Raw genomic sequence first — 22,666 nt, forward strand, 5'->3', positions numbered from 1 at the left:
GCGCCAACGTGCTAGACACCAGCTTTCCCACGGCGCTACTGCGCTTCGGTGGTGAAGTGCCGGCCGGATGGCTCGAACCTCATGACGCTGCATGCCGCGCCCCATCAACCTCGGCTATGCCGACGATGCGTTCCCGCTGACGCAGAACGTGGCCGCGCGGATAGCGCTGCTGGACTGCGCTTCGACACGCCCACCGCCGTGCCCGGGGCCTGGTGTGGGCTGGCCCCTGCTGCTGACCGCGCTGGCCCTAGCTGCCGCCGCGTGCTACGGCCCGGCTGGACTCTCGCAGGGCTACAACCGCACCATGGCGCACGCGCAGGCAGCGCTATGTAAGCGAATGATGCGCCGTCTTGCAAAAGCCGCATTGCAATGCCGCTCGCTCTACCCCGAGCCCCCTCTCACCTCTCAGTTCTTCACCTCCTCCGAAAATCTCAAGACTTGCAACTAGATCGACTTTTGGCTTAATATTGTTTACGCGTATATAAAACATGGACTATCAATGCTTACAAACGGTCTTTCGAGCGCAAATGCTTCGTCGCTCTCCAAATTCACTTCAGGAACTGAGCAGGTCGACGTCTGCATCATTGGTGCGGGGATAGCGGGGCTTCGCGCAGCACAACTGCTGAGCGAACGCGGTCGTAGCGTGCGCTTGCTGGAAGCGCGGGACCGGGTGGGCGGCCGAACGATGGGGGGGGAGCTCTGCGGCGAAGCTGTAGATCTCGGTGGTCAGTGGATCGGTCCGACCCAAACCCGCGTCGTTGACTTGTGCAAAGAGCTCGGTCTCAACCTCATTCCGCAGTACATCGAGGGCAAACGTTTGATGGAACTCGGTAAAAAGGTACGCAGCTACGGCGGTACGATCCCACGAATGTCGCTACGAGGCTTGTTGGATTCCGCTTGGGCAATGCACAGTCTCAACCAGGCGGCGAAGAGCATCGATCCGGCCGCGCCATGGAAAGCTGCCAATGCCATGCGCTGGGACCGGATGACTGTGGACCAATGGATGCAGAAAACCCTGTGGACCCGCGACGGACGCAGCATGATAAAGATCATCATGCACGCCCTCTACACCTCTGATCCGCACGAAGTGTCGCTGCTTAGCCTCCTCAGCTTCGTCTCAGCCGCAGGAGATATTGAGACTCAAGTGGAAGCGCGCGGCGATGGTGCGCAGAAGTTGCGGGTTCGTGGCGGAGCATTCCAGATCTCGGAGCGGATCGCACAAAGGCTGCCGGCAGGCGTTCTGACTCTCGACGCGCCCGTACGTGCGGTCGAGCAGACCGCGTCTGGCGTCATGGTCCGGTATGCTGGAGGCGAGGTGAATGCCGCCCGGCTCATCGTCTCCGCCGCCCCTCCGGTGGCTGCACGCATCGATTTCGGATCGCTGTTGTCACCGGCTCGCATGCAGTTGCATTCCCGTATGCCGATGGGCTCTGTGATCAAGGCGTTGGTGGCCTATGACCGCCCATTCTGGCGAGAGCAAGGCTTGTCCGGGGAGGTGATCAGCACCCAAGGACCTTTCGGGCCCATCGCAGACGCTACGCCACCCGGTAGTCGGCACGGCTTTCTAGTCGGCTTCTTCGAAGCTGGGCACAGTCGCACCCTGGCGGCTGCCACCCAGGAAGTGCGCCGCGACGCGGCAGTGCAATCCTTACAGCGCTATTTCGGCGCACAAGCGGCTTCACCGATCGGTTATGTCGATAAGGACTGGATCTCCGATCCATGGAGCTTGGGCGGATACGTCGGGATCATGGCGCCAGGCACGCTAACGACCTTCGGTCCCGCGTTGCGGGCTCCTTGCGGTCGGATCCACTGGGCCGGCACTGAAAGCGCGACGCGTTGGACAGGCTACATGGACGGCGCTATTCAATCCGGCGAGCGAGCGGCCGATGAGGTCATGGCCTACTTCGCTTGAGTGAAGTGATCCACTTTGCGCCTGGGCGCGCCTTAAGCGCATCTGGCTCAATCGCCAGAGAGGCACGTGCAGAATTTTCATCTTGCGTCCAGGATCATTTTCATGAAGCATGACTACCCAGAGCTAACGCTGGCTGCTCGCTTCGAACGCCAGTTTCAAGCCAGCCGCATCCGGCCTGTCGTACCGTTGGCCTTGCGGCGCGACAGGTTGCGTCGTTTGCAGGCAGTCCTTGAGGTCAACGGTGAGCGCTTGGCCGATGCCGCGCGAGCCGACTTCGGTGCGCGGTCCCACGAAGTGACCCGGCTCAGCGAACTGGTCCCTTTGCAATGGGAATTGCATCATGCGTTGCGCCATCTACGCAACTGGATGCGCAGTCGTCGCGTGCGTACGCCACTGCAACTGCAGCCGGCCCGCGCACACCTGATGCCTCAGCCGCTGGGTGTGGTCGGCGTCATCGCGCCGTGGAACTATCCGATTTCATTGGCACTGGGCCCCAGCATCGCCGCATTGGCTGCAGGCAACCGCGTGCTACTCAAACCCAGTGAACTGACGCCACACACCGCAGCCTGTCTGGCCCAGTGCCTGGCTATGCACTTCGAACTAGAGGAATTCGACGTGATACAGGGCGACATCACGGTGGCCAGCGCATTCTCTGCGTTGCGCTTCGATCATCTGGTGTTTACCGGTTCGCCTGCGGTGGCGCGCAAGATTGCCGCCGCCGCAGCAGCCAACCTCGTTCCGACCACGTTGGAACTGGGCGGGAAGTCGCCTTGCCTGATCGACAGCGCCGCCGACTTTGCAAGTGTGATGCCGGCCATCGTCAATGGCAAGCTGCTGAACTGCGGCCAGACTTGCATTGCGCCCGACTATGTGCTGTTGCCACGCGGGCGCGAAGCGGACTTCGTTCAAGCGTTCAATGCCACGGTGCAACGCTTCTATCCGCAGATCGTTGGCAATCCCGACTACACAGCCTTGCTAGATGAGCGCGGTCTGGCGCGCATGCTGTCTCTGTTGTACGACGCGCAAGACCAGGGCGCTCGTGTGATCCAGGTCGGAGTGCGCGCCACTGAAAAAAGTGATTCAGTACAACGGCGTCAGCTGCCCCCAACCTTGGTGCTAGACACTCGGCCTCAAATGCGAGTAATGCAGGAAGAGATCTTTGGGCCGATTCTGCCAATCGTTCCTTACGACACGTTGGACGAAGCTATCGCCTATATCAATGCCGGACCACGGCCTTTGGCCCTGTACTGGTTCGGCAACGATTCAGCACGCACGAAAAAGGTGCTCAGCGAGACTGTCAGCGGTGCCGCAGTTATGAACGAAACGCTATTGCACTTCGCACATGCCAACTTGCCGTTCGGCGGCGTCGGCGAGAGCGGGTGGGGCGCCTACCATGGTGAGGCCGGATTCCTGCGGCTGTCACATCTGAAGCCGGTGTTCCGGCAGTTGCGTTGGAACGCGAGCAGTCTGCTTCACCCGCCTTATGGCCCGGGCATGCGACGAATTTTGGACATGCTTGCGCGCTGGTAGAGGCTCAGGAGCCTCACTCGAGCGACAGGTTGCTGGGCCGCACGTCTGCGCCTTGATCCTCAACGACCCGCCCATCTAGTTACTTCGGAGGCAGAGCGCTGGCATCGCTCCGGCGGCGGCGATGCAGGCCCAATCTGGGATTGAGCCCCCGTGCGAGTGCTCCCAATTCGTTATCCCGAGTCTACTTTTCAGGGAAAAAAGGGCCACCGTTGTAGGTACGGATAAAGCCATCTACCCGCCTAACAAGCTTTGCATACTCCCCTCGAAGGGCCAGTTGCATCATCTCAACTTGCAATTCCTCCTGGGCCACCATGTAGCTCAGAAAGTCCTGCGAGCTAGCAGGACCGATTCGTCGCAATTCACGCAGCTCTCCAACATATTCAACCGTTTTGGAATGAGCCGATTCGAGTGCAGGCTTCATGAGACTCCTCGGAACCAAGCTGATTGCCCAGGCCTTGATCTCGATCCACCATCCAGCACGAAAGTTCAGCCCGAACCCCAAGGCAGCCGCTCGGTAGTAAGGAGCATTCAGTTGCTCCAATCTCAGGTAGGCCAGCCAGAAAGGCTCTTGCTTTTCTCCCTTGAGCCGCTTTGAGAGACGCTCCGCCACACGCATTGCAAATGCGCGATTGGAGAGCTCATATAGAAAACCTTCAATAAAGGCATCGGACGGAATTTCGTTACTCGCATGCATGCTCGACCCTTTCAATCAATCGAAAAGTCGGAGTGATGCATCGCGTTGTTGCTTCTAGAAAATTTCGTATTCATAAGCTCTCCCGCACTTGAAAATTTGACAAATAGAGCCGAGGAAACTGTCCATCCCCAGTTGGTGAGAAGTTCTAGAGTGGCTACGCCACTCAACGCTCTACCGCGCTGAACCCTTCCCTCGCTGATACGGGGGCCGCGACGCAGTTGACTACGCACTCCCTTCAGAGCAAAGTTTGCTATACGCGTATAGTATATTACACGGGGAGCCAGAACCACTGCATTACTCCGAGCGCTCAGACTCAACCTGAAACCCGAGCGGTGGAACCGTTCATTAGTCATGCGCGGGCGTCAGCGGGCCCAAGTTATCGGTCTTGCGAACTCACTTTGGAGATTTCTGTCCACCGCAAACCTCATCTTCTATCGTCGGCTTGGGTCATGCACGAACGTGACGACGACACGTTGACAGACGATCCCAGGGGCCGGCTTATCGCTGCTGCTATCAGTGACGCTAGATGGCGAAATTTTGCGCCGGCAACTGCATCAGTCAGGCCCAGAGAAGGTGCGACCATGCGCAAGGCCATGCTTGAGCTGATGGGCGAGATTTGCTGACTTTTCTTGATCCAACAATTTGTCCATGCATACCTATTGCCTGCATCCCGGTGGCGCCATGGCCTCGGCGTCCATCACCTCAGCGCTTGTGCCGAACACCTGCGGTTTACCCGTCGAGCCGGCGTCCCTCCCCGAGTTGGTCAGAGTCAAGGCCGCCGGCTCAGCAAGCAGCGGGGCAGCCGATACCTTCGCCGGCACACACTGGCTTGCCAAGCTCGAGGCCACTCCGTCCAAACAGGAGTCCAATACATGACGCTTAGGTTCCCCTCCCTAGTGCCCCTACTGCTCAGCATGCTGCTAGCTGGCTGCTCAAGTACTCGACCGTGGGTCAACCCCCCGACAAGCTCGGCGATGCTGGAAGCTGCAGCCCATACCGCCTCAAACCAGCAGCGCGGATCGATCATCGCGGCAGTCGCGTTCTCTGGCGGAGGGGCACGAGCTGCCGCGTTCGGGCTAGGTGTGCTACGTGAACTCAAGGCCACGCCACTCGATCAGGATGGTCGCCAGGGCACCTTGCTTGACACGGTCGGCTTGGTCAGCGGGGTCTCCGGCGGCAGCGTCTTAGCAGCCTACTATGCCGCGTTTGGCGACGAGGTCTTCACTCGCTTCGAGCCAGAGTTCCTCAGAATAGGCTTTCAGGATCAGCTGGTCACCCAAGCCATGCAACCACGCACGTTGTGGCACTTGAGTTCACCATGGTACGGACGCGGCCACGTGTTGGCCGAGCGCTTTGATCATCTGTTCCGAGGGCGGCGCTTCGCCGACGTCGCGGCTCGCCCTGGCGCCCCACAGCTTGTCGTTGGCGCCACTGACCTCACGACGGGTGCACCATTCGAATTTACTCATGAACAGCTTGCATTGCTTTGCAGTGATCTGTCAGAAGTACCCCTGTCTTTTGCCGTCGCCGCGTCCGCCGCCGTTCCCCTGCTGCTGGCGCCTTTGACGCTGCGTAACCATGCCGGCCAATGTCAAACGGCAGCGCCGCCGCTGGATGAGGCGAAAACTGACGAAAATTTCCGCTCGCGCATGTTCCGGCTCTCAGCCGAGAGCTATGGCGATGCTCAGTTACGACCATTCATTCACCTTGTCGATGGTGGTGTCAGCGACAACCTCGGCGTAAGGCCGCTGCTGGACCGAATGATCGTCGATGGATCTCTTGAGCGCGTCTTCCGAGGCGCGCCGCGCGGCTCAATCCGTCGCATCGCGCTTCTGGTAGTCAATGCCGAGCGGGGCTTGGACGAGCACATTGACCGGAGCGACCGCGTACCCGACACGCTGCAGGTGATCAATACACTCATCTTCGGCGCCGGCTCACGCGAGACCCGGATCACTTCGGCACTGCTGCGCGACGATCTGCAACGCTGGTCGCAAGAACTGATGGCCCTACGCGGGCAAGATGCCAGCCCTTTCGCACCAGACGCTCAAGTCCATCTTATCGACGTGAGCCTGGGCGACACCGAGGATTCATCGCTAGCACGGATCCCCACATCCTTCACCATCGCGCCCAGTGAAACACAGCGTTTACAAGAGGCTGGACAGGAGTCGCTGCGTCGTTCGCCTCAGTTCCATGAGTTTCTACGCGGCCTTCAGTCAACGGCTAACTCCACCTTGCCATGAAGTTGCACCGCGGCGCGGTGATCCGGTCGATAGTGCGAGCTCGGGATGCGGGAGAGCCTGAAAATAGAGCTAACGGGCGGATGGATCTCCACATCCGAAGCCGCCAGTGCTGCTCAGCGCAAGACAGTGGAGGCCGTCTGCCAGCTATCTAACGGCGTTGTTTTTCGCTGTGAGCGCGGCGCCTGAATCTCCGCGCAGGTTGTGCGTCTCATCATCCTATCCCTTACTGCCTCGAAACTGGAGATTCGAGCTGTATGGATGATTTTCCCGCAGCCATCGTCAGTTTGAACTGCTAGCCCACCCACCTGTGGCCGCGGTAGTCTGCATGACGGATCCGCTTCATCGACTCATCCCAGTAGGAATGCCCCTCCCCTACCGACACTGCCGAACGTGAGCTTGCCTGCCGTCAAGCTTTGACGAGGCCAGCGCAACTAGGTCCTCGGGTGTTTTCACGTCAAGATTCGACTTGCCCAGAAGAAGCAGGTTGGAGCTGGCAATCAAACCAATCATCCCCAGGTCTTCAGACCGGTATTTGACGTTGAAGGCGATTGAGGTTTGCTTCAACTCGATCGCGGTCGCCACCCGCAATGAATGTGCATCCTGGCGCGTGCCCAGGTCGCGGTGAACCCCGATGGCGCCGCCCGCGCCGGGCACGTTGTCCACTACGACAGACTGGCCGAGAATTTTACCCAGGCCCAGTGACACACTGCGTGCAATCACATCGGCCTGGCCCCGGTGGGGTATGCCCCCGTCACGTTAATCAGGCCTGACGAATAGAGCCCCGTCTACGCAGAGCCTGATGGCCCGCGACGGCAATGGACGTGATGCCGACAAGCGCTGCGCACCTTGTTAGCTTGTGGGAAAGGTTGGGCAGCTCGTGTATGCAAGCGTTGTTCTCGTCGATGTCTCCTGCTGTTTGGGAATGAACAGCAGAATTCTCGTCAGTTCTGCAATGCGCGACTTGTATGAAGTGGCCCACCATGAAAACGAATAGACCCTTGCTCGCGCAGCCTGGAGGGTGCGAAGCCAAAAAACTCGACGAATGTTCGCGCCATCTGCGCCTGGTCATAAAACCCGACAGATTGCGCGATGTCAGAAAGATTATGCGGAAGATGCAATGATGCGAGCGCGCGCCGATAGCGCCTCCAGACGATGTAAGAACGGGCCGCCAGCCCCACCTGGTCGACAAACAAGTCTGAAAGGTACCGCCCGGACAGCCCCACGCTGCGGGCAAGCTCGGGTAGTGAGGGCGGCTTGCTCAGATTTTCTTCAAGGCGCTCTATCGCCACTGCCACCCGCTCATCACCAGGGACGGCTTTCTCCATGGATGGCAACACCAGCCGCGCAATAAAAGTAGCCAGCCGGTCCATCTCGACGCTGTCAGATGACATGACGAGGTTTCGCACATCGTTTGAGCAGGGCAACAGCGATTTTCCGTCAAGTGGGAGCATTCCCTTTTCACGGGTGATGTCGCAAAGCCCACGAAACAACGGATGCCCGGGCTCGAAATTCAGGCTCAGCAACCCACAGTCTTCAGCCTGCATGGCACGCAGGAAGTGAGGCGCAACGACTGCAGCCTTTCCCTCCCATATCGCTCCACTGCGCGTATCGCGCATCTTCAAAGGTCGGCCATTGGACGCCCAGAGAATGACGGCGGTGGGCCTGCGTGTGGGCCCGCTCACGACAGTGGGCGTGTCAATTGCAAGCATGTGCTTGCAAAGGTGAACCTGCGTTGAGCGCCCGTAGCTTGCGTTCATGCTTGACCCGGAATGAAAGTAAGGCGGTTAGGACCGCCGCCCAGGAGTCAGGTCACGCCCTGGGGCATGCCAGGCACAGGCCCGGCAAGGCCGACCATGCGGCCGTAGATGATCTCCTGTGCTTCGCGCATTATGCGATCAATCAAGTCCTTGACGGTAGGTATATCGCCAATCAGACCGGCCACCATGCCGCATGACCAGGCTCCCGCATCCATCTCGCCTTCGAGCATGACCCTTGGGTAAACCCCGACCACTTCATTGAGGACATCATCAAATTTGAGTGTCTTTCCTAACGCCTCTTCCTTCTCGAGCAGCCGGATGACCGCGGCATTCTTCAGGACCCGCTCGGTATTGCGCAGCGGCCGCATCACCAAGCGGGTATCCAGTTCGCTGGCCGCCACGATGGCGTCCTTGACGTTCAGATGAACCGGAGCATCCTGGGTGGCAATGAAGCGGGTCCCCATGTTGATGCCATCCGCCCCCAACGCCAATGCAGCGACCAGGGAACGCGCATCGGCCATTCCGCCCGAAGCCACGAAGGGAACCTTCAACTCGTCGGCGGCCCTGGGCAGCAGGATGAAGTTCGGCACGTCGTCTTCTCCGGGGTGCCCGCCGCATTCAAACCCGTCCATGCTGATGGCGTCGCAACCGATCGACTCTGCCTTGAGCGCGTGGCGGATCGAGGTGCATTTGTGGATGACCTTGACGCCCGCATCGTGCAGCGACGCAATCCATTTCTGCGGATTGTTCCCGGCGGTCTCTACCGCCTTGACGCCCGAGTCAATGATCACGCGTATGTATCCAGCATAGTCGGGCGAATTCACCGTAGGCAGAAATGTCAGGTTGACGCCGAACGGCTTGTTGGTCAACTGCTGGCAGCGCGAGATTTCCTCTCCCAGAAGCTCGGGTGTGCGCTGCGTCAGCGCGGTGATCATGCCCAACCCGCCGGCATTAGAAACGGCTGCCGCCATTTTTGCGAAGCCCACGTAGTGCATGCCCCCCTGGATGATTGGATGCTCAATGCCGAACAGTTCGGTGATGCGGGTTTTCATCTCGCTGTGTCTTTCTGAGGATTGATCGAATGGTCAAACAAGAATGGCTTGAGGATGTCATGCGCCACTTTTTGCGCCGCAGGGTCGCCTGAGGACAGCGAGATTTGAACGGACATGCCCCGTGGCCCGCCGTCTGTCGCTGTCGCGTTACCCCATTTTTCTCCCAGGGCCGCCTCCAGCAGGGGTTCCACGAGCCGGATCGCGGCATCAGCGCGCAGCGCCGGTTTATAGACTTTCCCGACTCCAGTGACCGGCAGTGTCGCGAGCACGTAGACCTGCTTCGGCCAAGCCGGTCTTTCGTCAATACGCTCCCGAGCAAACGCTTGCAGTTCCTCGGGCGTCACCGTCGCATTGGGGGCGAGGGTCAGGTAGCAGACCGGTAGTTCCCCCGCGTATGAATCCGGCTGGCCGACAGCTGCGGCCATGGCAACCTGAGGGTGAGCGGCAAAGGCGGCCTCAATCATCGACGGATCGATGTTGTGGCCGCTGCGAATGATCAGGTCCTTGGCGCGCCCCGCGATAAAGAGCTTTCCATCTTCATCAAAGTACGCCAGATCCCCGGAGTTCAGTTTTCCGTCTACGAATACCCCTCCGTTCTGCCGTGTGTCGCGGTACCCCGGCGAAACCGTGGGGCCCGAGATGACCAACACGCCAATTTCGTGCGGTTTGCAGGCCTCGCCCAGGCTTCCGTCTTCACCGCGCTTGAGAACTTCAATGCGCGTGTACGGCAGCCGCAGTCCCACCGAGCTCAAGGTGGGGGCCCCGGCGATGGGGTCTACGGCGGTCACACCACCAGACTCCGTCATGCCCAGTATTTCGTGCAGAGGCAGGCCCGTCATTGACGAAAATTTTTCAGCCAGGCTGCGAGGCATCGATGCCGCGCCGGTAATGCCGTACCTCACCGTTTTCAGGCTTGCGTCCACATCGCGCGACAGGATCGCGCTCAGCGCCGTGGGGACAGCACCTGCGATGGTTGCGCCATAGCGCTCCACGATGCGCCAGTAGTTACGGATGATGTCTGGGCTCCTGAGCCCCAGCGGCGAGAGGATCAGAACATGGGCGCCGCTCATGAACGGTGCCAGGCTGCATGCGATGGCGCCGCCCACGTGAAACATCGGCATCCCGTTCGTCAATACGTCGTCTGGCCCCATTGCAAGCAGCGCGGCTGCGCCAAGCGCGGCGGACAGCTGGTTGCGCTGCGTGTGGGCCACAAGCTTGGGGCTCCCAGTCGTGCCGCCGGTATGAAAATAGGCAACAACACGGTCCAAGTCCACAGGAGCTGGGTGGTCCAGTTCATTCGCCCGGGTTTGCCGGGTCGCAGTGCTGAAGTCAATCACAGGCCCGTCCAGCCCGGCGGCGCCTCCGATGCAAACCACCTGCAAATGGGGCAGCTGCTTTCGGATCGCCTGGCAACTTTCCCAGAGTTGAGGCGACACAGCGGGCCCACAAGTCACCAGTATCCCGGCGCCCGACATCGAAATCAGGTCAATCAACTGCTCGGGCTGAAGCATCGGATTCAACGGAACCGCGTAGCCCACACTTTCAGCAGCCCACAGCACCACTTGCGTCTCGATGAGCATTGGCAACATGTAAGCAACGCCTACCCCCTGACCACCGACGGCGGAGAAAAGATTCGCTGCACGCGTGATCCGCTCGTACAGCTCTGCGTAGCTGACTTGCACGGGTTCCTCGGCGACTGACCCGGTCATGACCATGGTGAGCGCCGTGCGGTCTGCGAAGGCCACCGCCGATTTGGCAAAGGCCTCATGAATGCTGCGGGGAATCCGGGCCTCAAGGGGCATGTCTGCCTCAAATGCCTCTATGTCCTGAAGAGTACGGAGTGGATTGGGTTTTCGCATAAGGTGTCCAGCTTTTGAAGACACCAGAATTTTGGTGGGACGGCATCGAAGCGGCTTGTACTAAACAGCCAAATCCGGATGCTCACAAACCCGCTAAATTGCTCTACATCGACTTAAGAAGTCCAGTAGGTGTGGTCGTAAGTGATGCGGTACACCGGCGCTGTTTCATGGCCCGAGTTCATGGCGAGTCTCCCCTTACCCCAGATGCAGCCATGTCACGCGCACAGTCATACGCGGTCCCAGACTGGTGAACCTGTTGAGGATCGATGCCTGCACCTGTAGTTCAGCCACCCGCGGTAGCTTAGTCATCTGTCTAGTCCAACCACGATCCGGAGCCACTCCCGCAGGGCTACGCAACAATGCCCAGCTCAGGCAGTGGATCGCTATCAGATTGGTTAGGCGTTCGGCTGTTCGAAGTCGCGAGTCCTCGGCTCGGCTGCCTGACTTCAGGATCTTGTAGAAGGTCTCGATCTTCCAACGCATGGCGTACCGGTCGATCTTCTCGATGACCTCGGCCTTTGGCCTTTGAATGGCCTGGCAGGTTCGTGATGAGCTTTCACTGCAGCGGGATGCGACCGATTGCGCCTCACCGTCTTGCGCGTGGAGTACCGTTAACTCGAGCGGTGGATATGGCTTCTGTTTGCCGATGGGCGGCAGCACGCCAATGCAACGGAATCGGATCTCAAGAGTAGCTTGGCAAGGCTGGCCCCGCTCGTCGCGGAACTCGATGCGATGCAGCCTCAGCACGCGAACCTCAGCCATTTCCTCAGCGATCGCTTGTTCGCCGTCGCCAGCCGGTCAATCGACGCAGGCTTGCACCAGGACGCGAGTTCGTCTGCCAGGCAGAACAACTCGTAGATGTCGCCCTCACTATCGCCCATGTGCACGCAGCGCTCGGTCTCAGGCTCGTCGATCAAGGCGCTCGACTGACGCAGGTTCAGAAGCCACGTGACGCGTTCCTTCTCTTCAATAGGAACGCACGTCGGGTTGGTCTTGCGCTTCAGCGCGCTGGTGCCCTTGAACTTCTGGCGGCTCCAGAACCCGATGGCACACAGGCCTAACGGCAGCCCTTGCGCCGCTACAGAGAGACCCGAGTGCATCAAGGTGCCGCAGGTAGTGTGCGGCTACGGACGGCCCGCTTCGTCTTTTCGGCTGTGAGTCGCCCCCCCTTGAAGCCGATCAATTCCGACTTGTCCCTCTTGTACAAGAACTCCGTGGTGGTGTCCTGAAGGATGAGAAAAGGACCGCAGCATGCCTGGGTCCGTTCACGCGTGGACTGGAAGTGCTCAGCAAGAACGGCATGCTCGTCGACATCGACATCGACATCGACATCGAACAGCAAACGGTAGGCAGTCTTGGTGCCAGCCCAGCCCTGGCATGCGAGAGGATCGTGCCTCCGATGTTGCCGCAGAGTTTATGAAGCAGGCTGCTCAATCTCCTGCTCAGTCGCGCGTCGCGAAACTCGCAGCCAGCGACCTCGCCGGCTACTCATGACGTACTGTCGGATGAATCTTCGACGCTCGCCCATCTCGATGACCCGTTCAATCGATCCCCGTGGAACGACTACCGTGTCGTGCTGCAGTAACGGACCGAGTCAGTCCTCGGTGAACCGTCAGGCTTCAAACTTTTGGGCGATTGAAAGCCGCGTGCAAATGGGGGCGTCTGAGTAAGAACGCGGGCCCGTGCTGACGTACCCGTTAGCACACGAAATGAGTGGGGCGACGATGCGACCAGGGTTGGGCTGCCTCCAATTCATATGCCAGCCCGAGCAAAGTCGCTTCCTGGCCCTTTCGAGCGAAAAACTGGCTGCCGATCGGGAGTCCCTCGCTGTCCCAACCGAGAGGGACGGACATCGCCGGCGTACCACAGGCGTTGTGGATAGGTGTGAACGATGCGTAGTTCATCAATCGCCGCTTAAGCTGGGTGTATGACGTCGATGCATTCAGTTCTCGGAGGCCAAGAGAGGGCACTCGTCCTTGACAGACCGGAGAGAGCACGACGTCGTACGTCTGCAGAAGCAAATCGAGTTTCTCAGAACAGCTCTCGACAACGGGAGCAGCGGCCTGAAGTAGCGCTGTGGCGCCGCCGCGGCTCAGCGTCTCTTCCCGAAGCCCCAACGTCCAAGCCTCGAAATGGTCACTAAGTGTGAGCGGCCCTGCGAGTGCGGCGATCGAATCGACGGTCAGTGCGGCCATCGACATCCAGATGGACATGAAAGCTTCGGTGAAGCTCTCGAATTCAAAGGGCAGGGACACCGGCTCGACACGGTGCCCGAGGTTCTCACAGAGCTTGGCCGTGCAAACGATTGCCGCAGCAACCTCAGCGTCCAAAGGAACGCCATTGCCGAGGTCGAGCAGAAGGCCGATTGTCAATTTTCGATCGCTCGGCCCCTCCACGAATCCGAGCGGAGGGAGCCCGGATTCGCGCGACTCCACAATGCTCATTAGGCGCGCGTTGTCCCGCACGCTCCGACTGATCGCGCCGTCGTAGGCGATGCCGAACGGATAATCGTGCGCATGAGCCGATAACGTGCGGCCCCGCGAGGGCTTGAGCGTGAACAGGCCGCAATGTGAGGCCGGGATGCGTAGCGAACCACCCCCATCGTTCCCATGTGCCATCGGGACGATACCTGCGGCCACCGCGGCGGCCGCACCTCCACTCGAGCCACCCGCGCTGTGCGACAAACTCCAAGGGTTACGGGTGGGACCGTAGAGAACATTTTCGGAACTTTCCGTCAGGCCGAATTCGGGCACGTTGGTGACACCCAGGATGTTCAATCCTGCCGTCTCGGTCGCTTCAACGAATGGAACACTGACCTGCGACACGTTCCCGCGCATCGCGCGCGAACCCAAAGTCATAGGAACTCCTTCTGCCTCGCTGATATCCTTGAGCAACCAAGGGACGCCCGCGAAGATTCCATGGGTGGGCTGCGTCGTGGCTCGCATGCGCGCCCTGTCATAGGTCTTGTGAACAATCGCGTTGACGGTTGGATTGATAGATTCGATTTTTCGAATCGTGTCTTCGGCCAGCTCCTGCGGGCTGGCTTTTCGCGTACGCACTAGCTCTGCAAGGCCGGTTGCATCAAAATCGGAAAATTGGTTCGTCATGCTGTCTCCAAGGTGGTTTGCTGGATGGTAGGCAGGCTTGTCGGCACTTCGAAGGTCTGCAGATGCAGACGGTCGCTCCCCCACCGCTCATCCCAAATGCCCCCATCATTTAATCCCGAGAGCCTTCGAACTCTGAGCTCTCAGTTGTTGGTTTTAGGAAGACTGAGCCGTCAGCTGGACCCTGAGGTCTTCTTGCGGGATGCGGTGCGACTCATACAGCAGACGATTGCCTTTCGCAGTGCTTGGTGGGGCTTGGCCATCGACCGCGGACCGCTACAGGCTCCAAATATCCTGCAAGCCGACGTTCTTGGTCTGCCGGAAGATGTTGCAGGCAATTGGCGACAAGTCTCAGTGGGGGACCCCTTCGCACGAGACGCTATGGACCATATGGGGCAAGCGCGTCGGCTGGCGCTTCGTGACCGTCGGCCCGGGGGGGACGGGCTGCCCGACTCATTGGCCGAATTCGCAGTAGTGCATGAAATCCACCATGCCATGGGAATTTGCCTGGATGAGGAGGCCACAGGCCAGCTGTTCTTCTTGGTGCTGTACCGCGGCGAGGGTGACAGCCCGTTCACGGACGGCGAGGCCGTATGGTTCCAGGAGCTTTCTCGGCATGTGGTTCAGCTCTGGTATTTCAATCTCCTAGAGGCGATATCACGGGTGTCCGACCATCGAATGGAAGCGCTCGCTCTGGTTCGTGCCGACGGACACTTGCTATTTACGGGCGGCGTGTTTTGCGAACTGCTCTATGAACTGTGGCCCGACTGGGATGGCGTCGACCTTCCGGAGGATCTCGTAAGGCGCTTGCATGACTCGCCGTGCATGGTGCGGCTCGGCAAAGGTGCGTTGAATGTCCGTCCACAGGGCGACCACTTCAGGATCGAGCGGATGGAGCCCGGCGCCATAGGGATCAACCTGTCGCCGCGAGAACGGCGCGTGGCCCACCTGTTTGCTGCTGGCATGACCCACAAGGAAATCGGTCGCCGCCTATCACTGTCACCTGCTACGGTGCGAACTTACCTGCGGCAAGCCTATATTCACCTTTGTGTCAGGAACAAGGTTGAACTTAATGAAGCCTTGTCTTGACACCGGCGCAGCTGCCCGAAACGAACTCGACTGAATCTCCGGCCCAGAATATTCCTGAGCTAATTCGGTGAGTTAGGACTTCGTAGAAAAAACCTCTCGACGCAGGCAAGGATGTCATCGGCAGTCTTCGACTATGTGAGGGGCTTCGGCTTACGAGAGCGCTATCGCATTGCTTGACCGCGCTCGCCAAGCTCGGAGGATATTTGGTTCGCAAGCAAGGGCGATTGCCGCCGGACAGCGCCGTCAAGTGGCGAAGCCACACTCGTCTTACCGACATTGTCTTCGGGTTGCAGATCGCGAATTAAATTGTGGGTACTTGAAAGGATGTATGACCGCTTGCGGAACAACCGTATTCCCGATGCCTTGGCGCGCAAGGTCGATGCAAAGCTCGAGCGTATCGATCACCGCATCGGCAGCACCGCAGACGGCGCTGCAGATCGTCACGCCGCCGCCGGCCATGCTGCCCGCTACGACGGTTTACGTGGACAGGAGGTGGCCAGACACCTGGCCGGCAATCCGTTGGCGCCGAGCTGGCGCAAGCGCCGTCGGGCCGCACCTCGTATGAGCCGCTTTCTACCGGAAGAACACTGGGACGTAGTGAAGAGCGCGATTGAAGCGATGCCGTTGGGCCGCGAACGCGAAGGGCTGCTTGCATCGCCCTGCCGACGGCTGTTTTCGCTGCTCTACATCGGTGGGCTGCGCGTGTCCGAGATCTGTGACGCCCACATGGGCGGATTCTTCAACCTACGTAGCGCAGATGGGCGCGAGCGCCGGTGGCTCGAGATCACTGGCAAAGGCAGCAAGACCCGTTTGGTGCCGACGCATTTGACCCATTCACGCAATGTCTGTGGCACGCAGCCGATCTTCGGTGCAATGGACTCGACTGCCGCCCGAAGCGACGAGTTCTCTCCCCGGTGCTCCTGCAGCATCCTAACCGCACGCTCACGGACCTCCGATGAGAACTTGTTCGACTTATTCATGGCTTCATCTTCTCAAGAGTTGAAGCCTCCTCAAAAACCGGGGCGATTCATCCGCAAATACAACGAGCAACCCAAGCCCGTGAAGTGGAAGCACTTCGACCCATCACGGCGAATTACTTCCGATTCAATCGTTGCGGCCCACGAACTCACATCAATGTATTGCCCGATGGCATCAGGAATGAGCGCAGGCGCTGGGCTACTGCCCTGTAGCCACCACCCGACACTGCAGGGTAATAGTGACCGTCGCCCCGACCGCCAACGTTGCCAGGGTGATGCCTGGCGCTGTGGTCAGCGCAGCGGCCGTCAGAGGGCCCGTGCAGGTTGCCGCTGGCGTGCAGGTGGGTGCAGCCAGCGGCGGTGGCGCCGTCACGCAGTCGAGCCCAGTGGGCACGGTGTCCAGCAAGCGAGCGCCGGTCACTGGCACAGCGCCATCATTGGTCACGGCGATCGTGTAATTCACCAGTCCGTTCGTGGGCACACTGGCCGGCAGGCCGCTTTTGACGATCTTCAGATTGCCCACAGACGTGTTGGTGAAGGTGCAGGTGATGTCCGCGCCTGCGGCCGTGGCGGCGGCATTCAGGGTGACGGTGCGCGTGGCCAGATCTGGGGTGGCCGTGCCACCTGGAAGACCCGTGCAAGCGATGCCACTAAGCACATAGCCGGCCGGTGGCGCGCCTTCGGTGATTGTTGTTACGCCCCCCGCGGTGGTCAATCTCTGTGGCGTGCCGTTTACCGGCGTGCCAGCAACGGTGGTGGTGAGCGTCTGCGCCCCGATACCGTTGGTGCCGGTAAAAGCAAACGCGCCGATACCGCCCACGCTCACCTTGCTGATCGTTACGCGCGCCGCAGGCTGGTCGATATCGGTCGCAGTGTTGTTAGTCGAAATCGGATCCCGGACACTGCTGGGCGCGCTAACCGTCGCGGTATTCACTAAATTGCCAGTGGCGATGGCGGAGACAGTCGCAGTTACAGTGAACGTGGCGATGCCTCCAGAAAGCAGATTGACTGCCGCGGTGTTGATATTGCCGCTACCCGAGGCTGGGCCGGAAGAGCCGACACTGTAAGCCGCCGTCCAAGTCGCACCGGTTAGGGCCGCAGGGAAATTGTCTGTCACGGTGGCGCCCACAACTGAATTGGGCCCGTTATTGGTGACCACAATCTGATAAGTCACGGCTTGGCCGGGCAAATACTCGGTCTGGTTATTGGTCTTGGTAATTGCCAGGTCGGCTACTGGAGCGACACTGGCGGACAATGTATTGGCGTCAGCAGCAGCCGTGCTCTGAGTGCTCGGATAGGCCCCGCCCCCCCAGCCACGCAGGTCGATGCTGAATACCAATTGCGTGACCGTGCCAGTAAAGCGAGTGCTGCCGCACGCAGCCAGATTAAGGTTGCATTCGAAGCTCATAGTGGCTGCAGCCACATTATTGGTTACCGTCACCGGCGGCGTGGTCACGGCGAAGGCGGAATTTCCACTGACCCTAGTCAGGGACGGTGTGACCGATGTCGCACCGTTGAAGGCACTTGTTAGAACATAGATTGCATGGAATCTGTTACTCCCCGCGCCCGTTGCGCCAAGACCACCAAAATGCAATATAGGGTCGGTAACCGGCTGACTGAAAGTCACAGTCATGGTGCCGCGATTATTGCAGATGGTGCCACTTACCGACACGCCAGGATCGGGACATCCGGTGCCCCACAGATCAACAGAAGCGGCCGGGCTTGAAAGAGTTGCGTTGGTGTAATCCGTGGCGGTCGAAAACCCAATGGCACCCAAAGTTGAATTGGCGGTACGCACGCCATAACTGTAGATACCACCGCTAGTTGTAGCCGTGGTAGAAAACGTCACCGTGATATTGGTGCCATTGTTATAGCGGAAGGTACTAGAACCGTTTTGCCCCGCCGTTCCGCTGACAAAGGCACCAGGCGGTTGATAGGTCTGCGCCTGTGCCGTCGGGATAAGTCCCGCCGCCAAAACTCCCGCCAATGGGAGCACCCAGCTAGTCAAAAAACAGCGCAACAGCTTCATAGCATCCTTCAGGTTGGACAGCATTGTTGTTAGCCGCACGTTTGTAGACTTCATGTCTTGAGCCTCTCCGACGGGACTTTTCGTGTGGCTGGATGGGTCATTTACTTTTCGCATATCGGGGACAAGAGTTCTTAGTGTTCCGTGGAGTATGGGGAGAAGGGTCAACACCTGTCAGCAAGCCTGATTCATTGAAAATCATGGCTCCTTCGTCTATAAGCTCAAACCAATCGCACACTGGGAACTTTGGCCGAAAATGGCTCCTGGCGCGCCTTACTTTCCCGTTTCTTTCTCCTAGGGGTATTTCATCAATTGGCCAGGTCATGGCCGCCCGCACATACCCTATAGGTAGCTTTTCCGCACAGCTAAGAAGCAACGCATTCAAGAGGAAGGGAGCTTTGGTCAACAAGTCAGTAAGCGAGCAGGCCAACGGGCGGGTAGAGCGTTGATCGAAGGCGCCAAATCGTGTAAGGACCTGCGCGACAGTGATTCGCGACGGCTTGAGGTACCCCGGGTGCTGCAACCGGTGGGGGGTCTGTGCCACCTTCTGTTGGGCATATGTCAAAGCAAGCATCGCTGTAAACCTCTGCAAAGACCTTCTAGAGCGTCTTTGTCGACATGCATTCGAATGCGAAACAGATGTATTCACCGATATTTCCTTTTTTGCAACCGATCCCGTTTGGGGACCGAAGTTGCCCGCGAACGGTCAGTACGTGCCGACCAGATTCAGGAAAAATCCCTTGTACTTGTAGTCAAACTTTGTGAGGTCGTCACTGAAGTTGGTGAAGTTGTAGCCAATGCCCACGCGCAGGTTCTTGCCAATATCGCGATCGACGCCAGCCATCCAGCCCTTGCGCGTACCGCCGTCCTTCACAGCAAGCACTCGGTACTCGGCCAGCGCGTGCCACTGCTCGGGCAGTTCGTAACGAACCTGTGCACCAAAGAAGGTCGTGGCTGAATCAAACCACTGGCCTGTACCTCGCCCGAAACGGGCCTCGCCCTGCCGACGCGCTATCTTCGCGGCGAACTCCCAGTTGCGGTCGTACTTGTAGATGCCCTCCAGCGAGAGGATGTGCGACTTTTGGTCGTATTGCGCCCCCCCAAGCTGACCCAACGTGGCGAGGTCATAGAGGTAGGTGTAGCGGCCAAGCAGCGCGTAGCGCGCTTCGTTGTACGGCCGCCATGCAAAGCCGACACCACCTTCGATGTACTTCGCGCCAGCGGCGGCATTGACGTTGTCCTTGGTGTCTGAGTAATTGAACTTGGCTGACAGGCGCCAGCTCTCATCAATCTTGTGGTTAATTCGATTGGTCAACACCCATTGAGTGCGATCTTCCGCGCCGGTGTCGCGACGCCATTCGACCTTGCTGGACCAAGTGGTGTCGGGTGATGTGCGGCCAGCGCTGATGCTGATGGCGCGCCGATGCACGTCGCCGTTCACACCTTGGAGTTCTCCTTGCTGCAATGTGAAGCCAGCGTTCCATCCCACGGCTGGATAGAAGTCCATGCCGAAGGTGTTGGCCAGCCCGTTGCCCGTATTCGGGTCCTTGATGTACTGGCTTTCATTGAACAGGTTCGACTTTTCGGTCAGACGCCAGCGTTGACCCAACGTCCAGCCACCCTGCTGGCGTGGGTTGAAGAGCGAGTCGTATTCGCTTGTATCGCTGGTGGCCGTGAAGCTGCCGTACAAGGTGTGCTCCGGCGTCATGCGATATTCGGCACTGACCGTGGCCGCGTTGCCGCGGTCACCCTTGGTACTTTCAATTCCGATCGTCGACAGGTTGGCGAAGCGGTACTTGGCCCCCAACGTGTAGGCATCGTTGTCGGCATAGCGGCCACCATCGTCATCGAGCGTTTTCTGAACGATGCCGTAAACATCGAGGTTCGGCGTGACGCGGCGCGCATACTTGACGGCGCCCAGTGTGCCGTTGACATCACTGGAGCTGCGTTGCTGCGTGACGCGCCGAATCTCGACGTTCACTGTGTCGTCTTCGGTCGGACGCCATTGGCCCGTGATCTGCAACTGCTGCAGTGAGTCACCACCCCGCTCGATGCGACTCGTAAGCGCATAGATCGACATCGTGTCACTGATCTCACCGCGCAGGTTGGCACCGATCTCTCGGGTCTCAAGCCCGATGTCGTTGCGCGCCACCGAATAGCCTGCACCGACCTTGCGCCACCAGGCTCCTAGCGACCAGTTCCGATCGGTCCAGCCCAGTTCCTTCAGGTTGACCTGCGCTTCGAGCGCCGTAGCACTGCCTTCGCGGTGCCCAATACTCGCATTGGTCTGTGTGAAGTTGAAGCCGCCGTTGGTCGAATAGAACACCGGCGTGCCCGTGGCTTCCGTTTTGCTGTGCTCCAACTTGAGGAAGGTCCCACGGCCCGCCTGCAGCGTGAGGTCTACGCCTTTTAGGCTGTAGTTGTCGCCTCCGCGCTTTTCTTCGACCCAGGTCCCGCCGACGGCAACGTTGTCGCTCACCCACTGCTTGGCGCGCACACCGGCCGCGAGATTGCCGGCGGTGAAATCGCTTGGCACCCATTCATAGTCGACGAGTAGTCGCTGCTCATAACCGCCCAGTGGCGTGTCGCGGGTGATGCTGGTGACGTTGTCGCTGGTGATCTGCGACAGCGGCTTGGTCAGCAGGATGCGACCCTGCAGTTCGTTGATGGTGTAGTCCGTCCCGCGCACCAAGGTCACCCGGTTCTCGACGCTTCCTGTGCCGGGGTTGCGCACTTCGAGCGTGACGATGTCCGAACCTGGCAACAGGTCGGTGTGGCGCAGGTAGTAAAGGCTACCACCGGTTCCGATGAACTCACTGTGGCCGGGCGCGGTCTGTGCTTGCGAGGCAAAGGCCCGCACTGTGCTGCGCGCCTCACCCCAGGGGTTGGTGCCCGTTGAACGCCAGTTGAGCGCAGCACCATATAGCGAGCGCACGTACTGCGCGTACTGAGTGCCTGTGAAGCCGGTCGCGTAGTTGCCCCAGAGCGCCTGGCTCTTGTCCCAATCCACGCGCAGGTAAAGCCGCCCCTGAGTGTCGACGTCGCGATAGGTGGTGGAGTCATCGCCATAGACCGGGTAATACTGATTCGGGTCGAGCCGGCGGAATATGTCTGTCGGGTCGGCGCGGCCGAACCCCGAAAACAAATCGCGGATATCCCGTTCCTGCGTGTCGGCTTGAGCTGTGATCAGGTACTTGCCATCGATCTTTGCCTTGCCATAGAACGCGAGCCGACCATTGGTCAGCAAGTCTTCATTGCGACCGTTGAGCGCCAGTTCCTGGCCTGGGCCCGTAGCCCTGTTCTGAAACACCGTGAGATCCGCAATGCCGACGCCGAAGAAATACTTGCCGGTGACATCGACGTCCATCGCGTGTGTCAACACGGTGCGGTTCTCGCTGTCCTTCAGCGCCAACTTGAAACTATGCCGGCCGATGGGTTCGAGAAACTCGGCCACGAACTTGCGTTCGAGGTCGACCGGGTACTCCTCGCCGTTGATCTGCAGGTTGTGGTCGGCCGGCAGGTTGCGCCCCTGGATGCGGATGCGCGAACCGTAGATCGCAATGTTCTGCTGGCGTAGACCGTTGCCGCTGAACACACTGCTCAATTGACTCTGCGACTGGGCCTGCTGTGTGGTCAGCGCTGCGCCGAGCGTGCGCTCGACGCTGTCACGCAGCATCGTAGCGCCGCGCTCGGCCTCTTCCGTACGTACCAATTGCAAGGTGCGGGGCAACGTTTCATCCACAGCACCACCGACGCCCCACGCGCGCAACACGTAGACCAGTTCGTCGCCTTGTCGCAATGGAAAGCGCGCGTTCATCGCACCGTCCCAGGTCGCGCGACTGACCGCCGCAACCGGCATCGGAACACGTGCGAGCGGCTCCGTAAGGCTGATATCGGTGGCACGATAGACCGTCAACTCGAAACGCTCGATGAAGCCGGGATAGTTGCTTCGAACGAAGAACTCCACCGGCTTCGTAATGCGGCCACTCTCGAACGTGACCAGTGCGGGGCCGGAGACGCTGAGTTCGGGCACACCGAGTTGCGGGTCTTCGGTGGCCCAAATCACGCCGCCGTTAGGTAACTGCAGCGAGAACTTACCCGCCGCACTCGCCTTGCCGGGCAACGGCGCGGCCTTGGGGTTGTCGACTTCCACCAGTACACGACGATCCGGCTGCAATGCCTCGGCGCTTGAGCGCTCGCTGGTATCGCGGCTAACAGGGGCACGGGCGCCACGAGTCTGCAACTGGAACAGGATGCCTTCGTCGTTTTTGCAGCCGCTCTCGCTGCATTCGGCTTCCTTCAGCGAGGTTGCGGATTGGGTCGCACCTGCCAACGGTCTGGCCGGTGATTGCGCCGCTGCCAACGAGCTGGCGCTCGAGAAAAGGGTCAACAGCGCGTAGTCGAGAAGCTTCATTTTCATGATGGA

15 protein-coding genes and 1 pseudogene are annotated in these 22,666 nt (G+C 59.6%); 5 read left to right on the plus strand and 11 right to left on the minus strand.

The features are described from left to right. The first annotated feature begins 91 nt into the window (after positions 1 to 91). From ACAM52_RS21810 to ACAM52_RS21820, 3 genes are all read left to right on the plus strand, one after another. Positions 92 to 448 (plus strand): hypothetical protein, encoded by a 357-nt coding sequence (locus ACAM52_RS21810; RefSeq protein WP_369631528.1) that lies wholly within the window; start codon positions 92 to 94, stop codon positions 446 to 448. A 51-nt stretch (positions 449 to 499) separates the two neighbouring features. Then, positions 500 to 1,912, plus strand: coding sequence for a flavin monoamine oxidase family protein (locus ACAM52_RS21815; protein ID WP_369631527.1), 1,413 nt, complete (start codon positions 500 to 502; stop codon positions 1,910 to 1,912). 102 nt (positions 1,913 to 2,014) lie between these two features. Then, the gene (locus ACAM52_RS21820) at positions 2,015 to 3,442 is read left to right on the plus strand and encodes an aldehyde dehydrogenase family protein (RefSeq protein WP_369631526.1); all 1,428 of its coding nucleotides are present in this window, start codon (positions 2,015 to 2,017) and stop codon (positions 3,440 to 3,442) included. Positions 3,443 to 3,623: 181 nt separating this feature from the next. On the opposite strand, the gene ACAM52_RS21825 is transcribed toward ACAM52_RS21820, so the two are convergent. Continuing rightward, a complete protein-coding gene (locus ACAM52_RS21825; RefSeq protein WP_369631525.1) occupies positions 3,624 to 4,136 on the minus strand; it encodes a hypothetical protein in 513 nt (170 codons plus the stop codon). A gap of 974 nt (positions 4,137 to 5,110) precedes the next feature. Here ACAM52_RS21825 and ACAM52_RS21830 point away from each other — a divergent pair. After that, the gene (locus tag ACAM52_RS21830; RefSeq protein WP_369631524.1) at positions 5,111 to 6,376 is read left to right on the plus strand and encodes a patatin-like phospholipase family protein; all 1,266 of its coding nucleotides are present in this window, start codon (positions 5,111 to 5,113) and stop codon (positions 6,374 to 6,376) included. Between the two features lie 372 nt (positions 6,377 to 6,748). On the opposite strand, the gene ACAM52_RS21835 is transcribed toward ACAM52_RS21830, so the two are convergent. The 7 genes from ACAM52_RS21835 to ACAM52_RS21865 all read right to left on the minus strand — a co-directional run bounded on the left by ACAM52_RS21835 (position 6,749) and on the right by ACAM52_RS21865 (position 14,151). After that, positions 6,749 to 7,039 carry a hypothetical protein gene (locus tag ACAM52_RS21835; protein WP_369644597.1) on the minus strand — a complete coding sequence of 97 codons (291 nt, stop codon included), beginning with the start codon at positions 7,037 to 7,039 and terminating at the stop codon, positions 6,749 to 6,751. 278 nt (positions 7,040 to 7,317) lie between these two features. Beyond that, on the minus strand, positions 7,318 to 7,920 hold the full coding sequence (locus tag ACAM52_RS21840; RefSeq protein WP_369631523.1) for a helix-turn-helix transcriptional regulator: 603 nt from the start codon (positions 7,918 to 7,920) through the stop codon (positions 7,318 to 7,320). A 260-nt stretch (positions 7,921 to 8,180) separates the two neighbouring features. Next, positions 8,181 to 9,185, minus strand: a complete 1,005-nt coding sequence (locus ACAM52_RS21845) for an NAD(P)H-dependent flavin oxidoreductase (RefSeq protein ID WP_369631522.1) — start codon at positions 9,183 to 9,185, stop codon at positions 8,181 to 8,183. Next, the gene (locus ACAM52_RS21850) at positions 9,182 to 11,044 is read right to left on the minus strand and encodes an AMP-binding protein (RefSeq protein WP_369631521.1); all 1,863 of its coding nucleotides are present in this window, start codon (positions 11,042 to 11,044) and stop codon (positions 9,182 to 9,184) included. Before ACAM52_RS21850 ends, ACAM52_RS21845 begins: the two co-directional genes overlap by 4 nt. A gap of 195 nt (positions 11,045 to 11,239) precedes the next feature. Beyond that, on the minus strand, positions 11,240 to 11,806 hold the full coding sequence (locus tag ACAM52_RS21855; protein ID WP_369631520.1) for a hypothetical protein: 567 nt from the start codon (positions 11,804 to 11,806) through the stop codon (positions 11,240 to 11,242). Continuing rightward, the gene (locus tag ACAM52_RS21860; protein WP_369631519.1) at positions 11,785 to 12,144 is read right to left on the minus strand and encodes a hypothetical protein; all 360 of its coding nucleotides are present in this window, start codon (positions 12,142 to 12,144) and stop codon (positions 11,785 to 11,787) included. The genes ACAM52_RS21855 and ACAM52_RS21860 overlap by 22 nt, the downstream gene beginning before the upstream one ends. A 597-nt stretch (positions 12,145 to 12,741) precedes the next feature. Further along, entirely contained in the window at positions 12,742 to 14,151 is a 1,410-nt protein-coding gene (locus ACAM52_RS21865) for an amidase (RefSeq protein ID WP_369631518.1), read from the minus strand. A gap of 378 nt (positions 14,152 to 14,529) precedes the next feature. On the opposite strand from ACAM52_RS21865, the gene ACAM52_RS21870 reads away from it, so the two are divergent. After that, positions 14,530 to 15,237 carry a LuxR C-terminal-related transcriptional regulator gene (locus ACAM52_RS21870; protein WP_369644598.1) on the plus strand — a complete coding sequence of 236 codons (708 nt, stop codon included), beginning with the start codon at positions 14,530 to 14,532 and terminating at the stop codon, positions 15,235 to 15,237. Between the two features lie 824 nt (positions 15,238 to 16,061). On the opposite strand, the pseudogene ACAM52_RS21875 reads toward ACAM52_RS21870, so the two are convergent. From ACAM52_RS21875 to ACAM52_RS21885, 3 genes and pseudogenes are all read right to left on the minus strand, one after another. Next, positions 16,062 to 16,217 (minus strand): annotated as a pseudogene (locus ACAM52_RS21875) (IS3 family transposase); the annotation flags it as partial. 196 nt (positions 16,218 to 16,413) lie between these two features. Continuing rightward, complete coding sequence (locus ACAM52_RS21880; protein ID WP_369631516.1) at positions 16,414 to 18,297, minus strand: hypothetical protein; 1,884 nt, start codon at positions 18,295 to 18,297, stop codon at positions 16,414 to 16,416. 649 nt (positions 18,298 to 18,946) lie between these two features. Continuing rightward, on the minus strand, positions 18,947 to 22,660 hold the full coding sequence (locus ACAM52_RS21885) for a hypothetical protein (protein WP_369631515.1): 3,714 nt from the start codon (positions 22,658 to 22,660) through the stop codon (positions 18,947 to 18,949). Positions 22,661 to 22,666 lie beyond the last annotated feature (6 nt).

Source organism: Variovorax sp. V118, from assembly GCF_041154445.1.
GTDB classification, from domain to species: domain Bacteria; phylum Pseudomonadota; class Gammaproteobacteria; order Burkholderiales; family Burkholderiaceae_C; genus Variovorax; species Variovorax boronicumulans.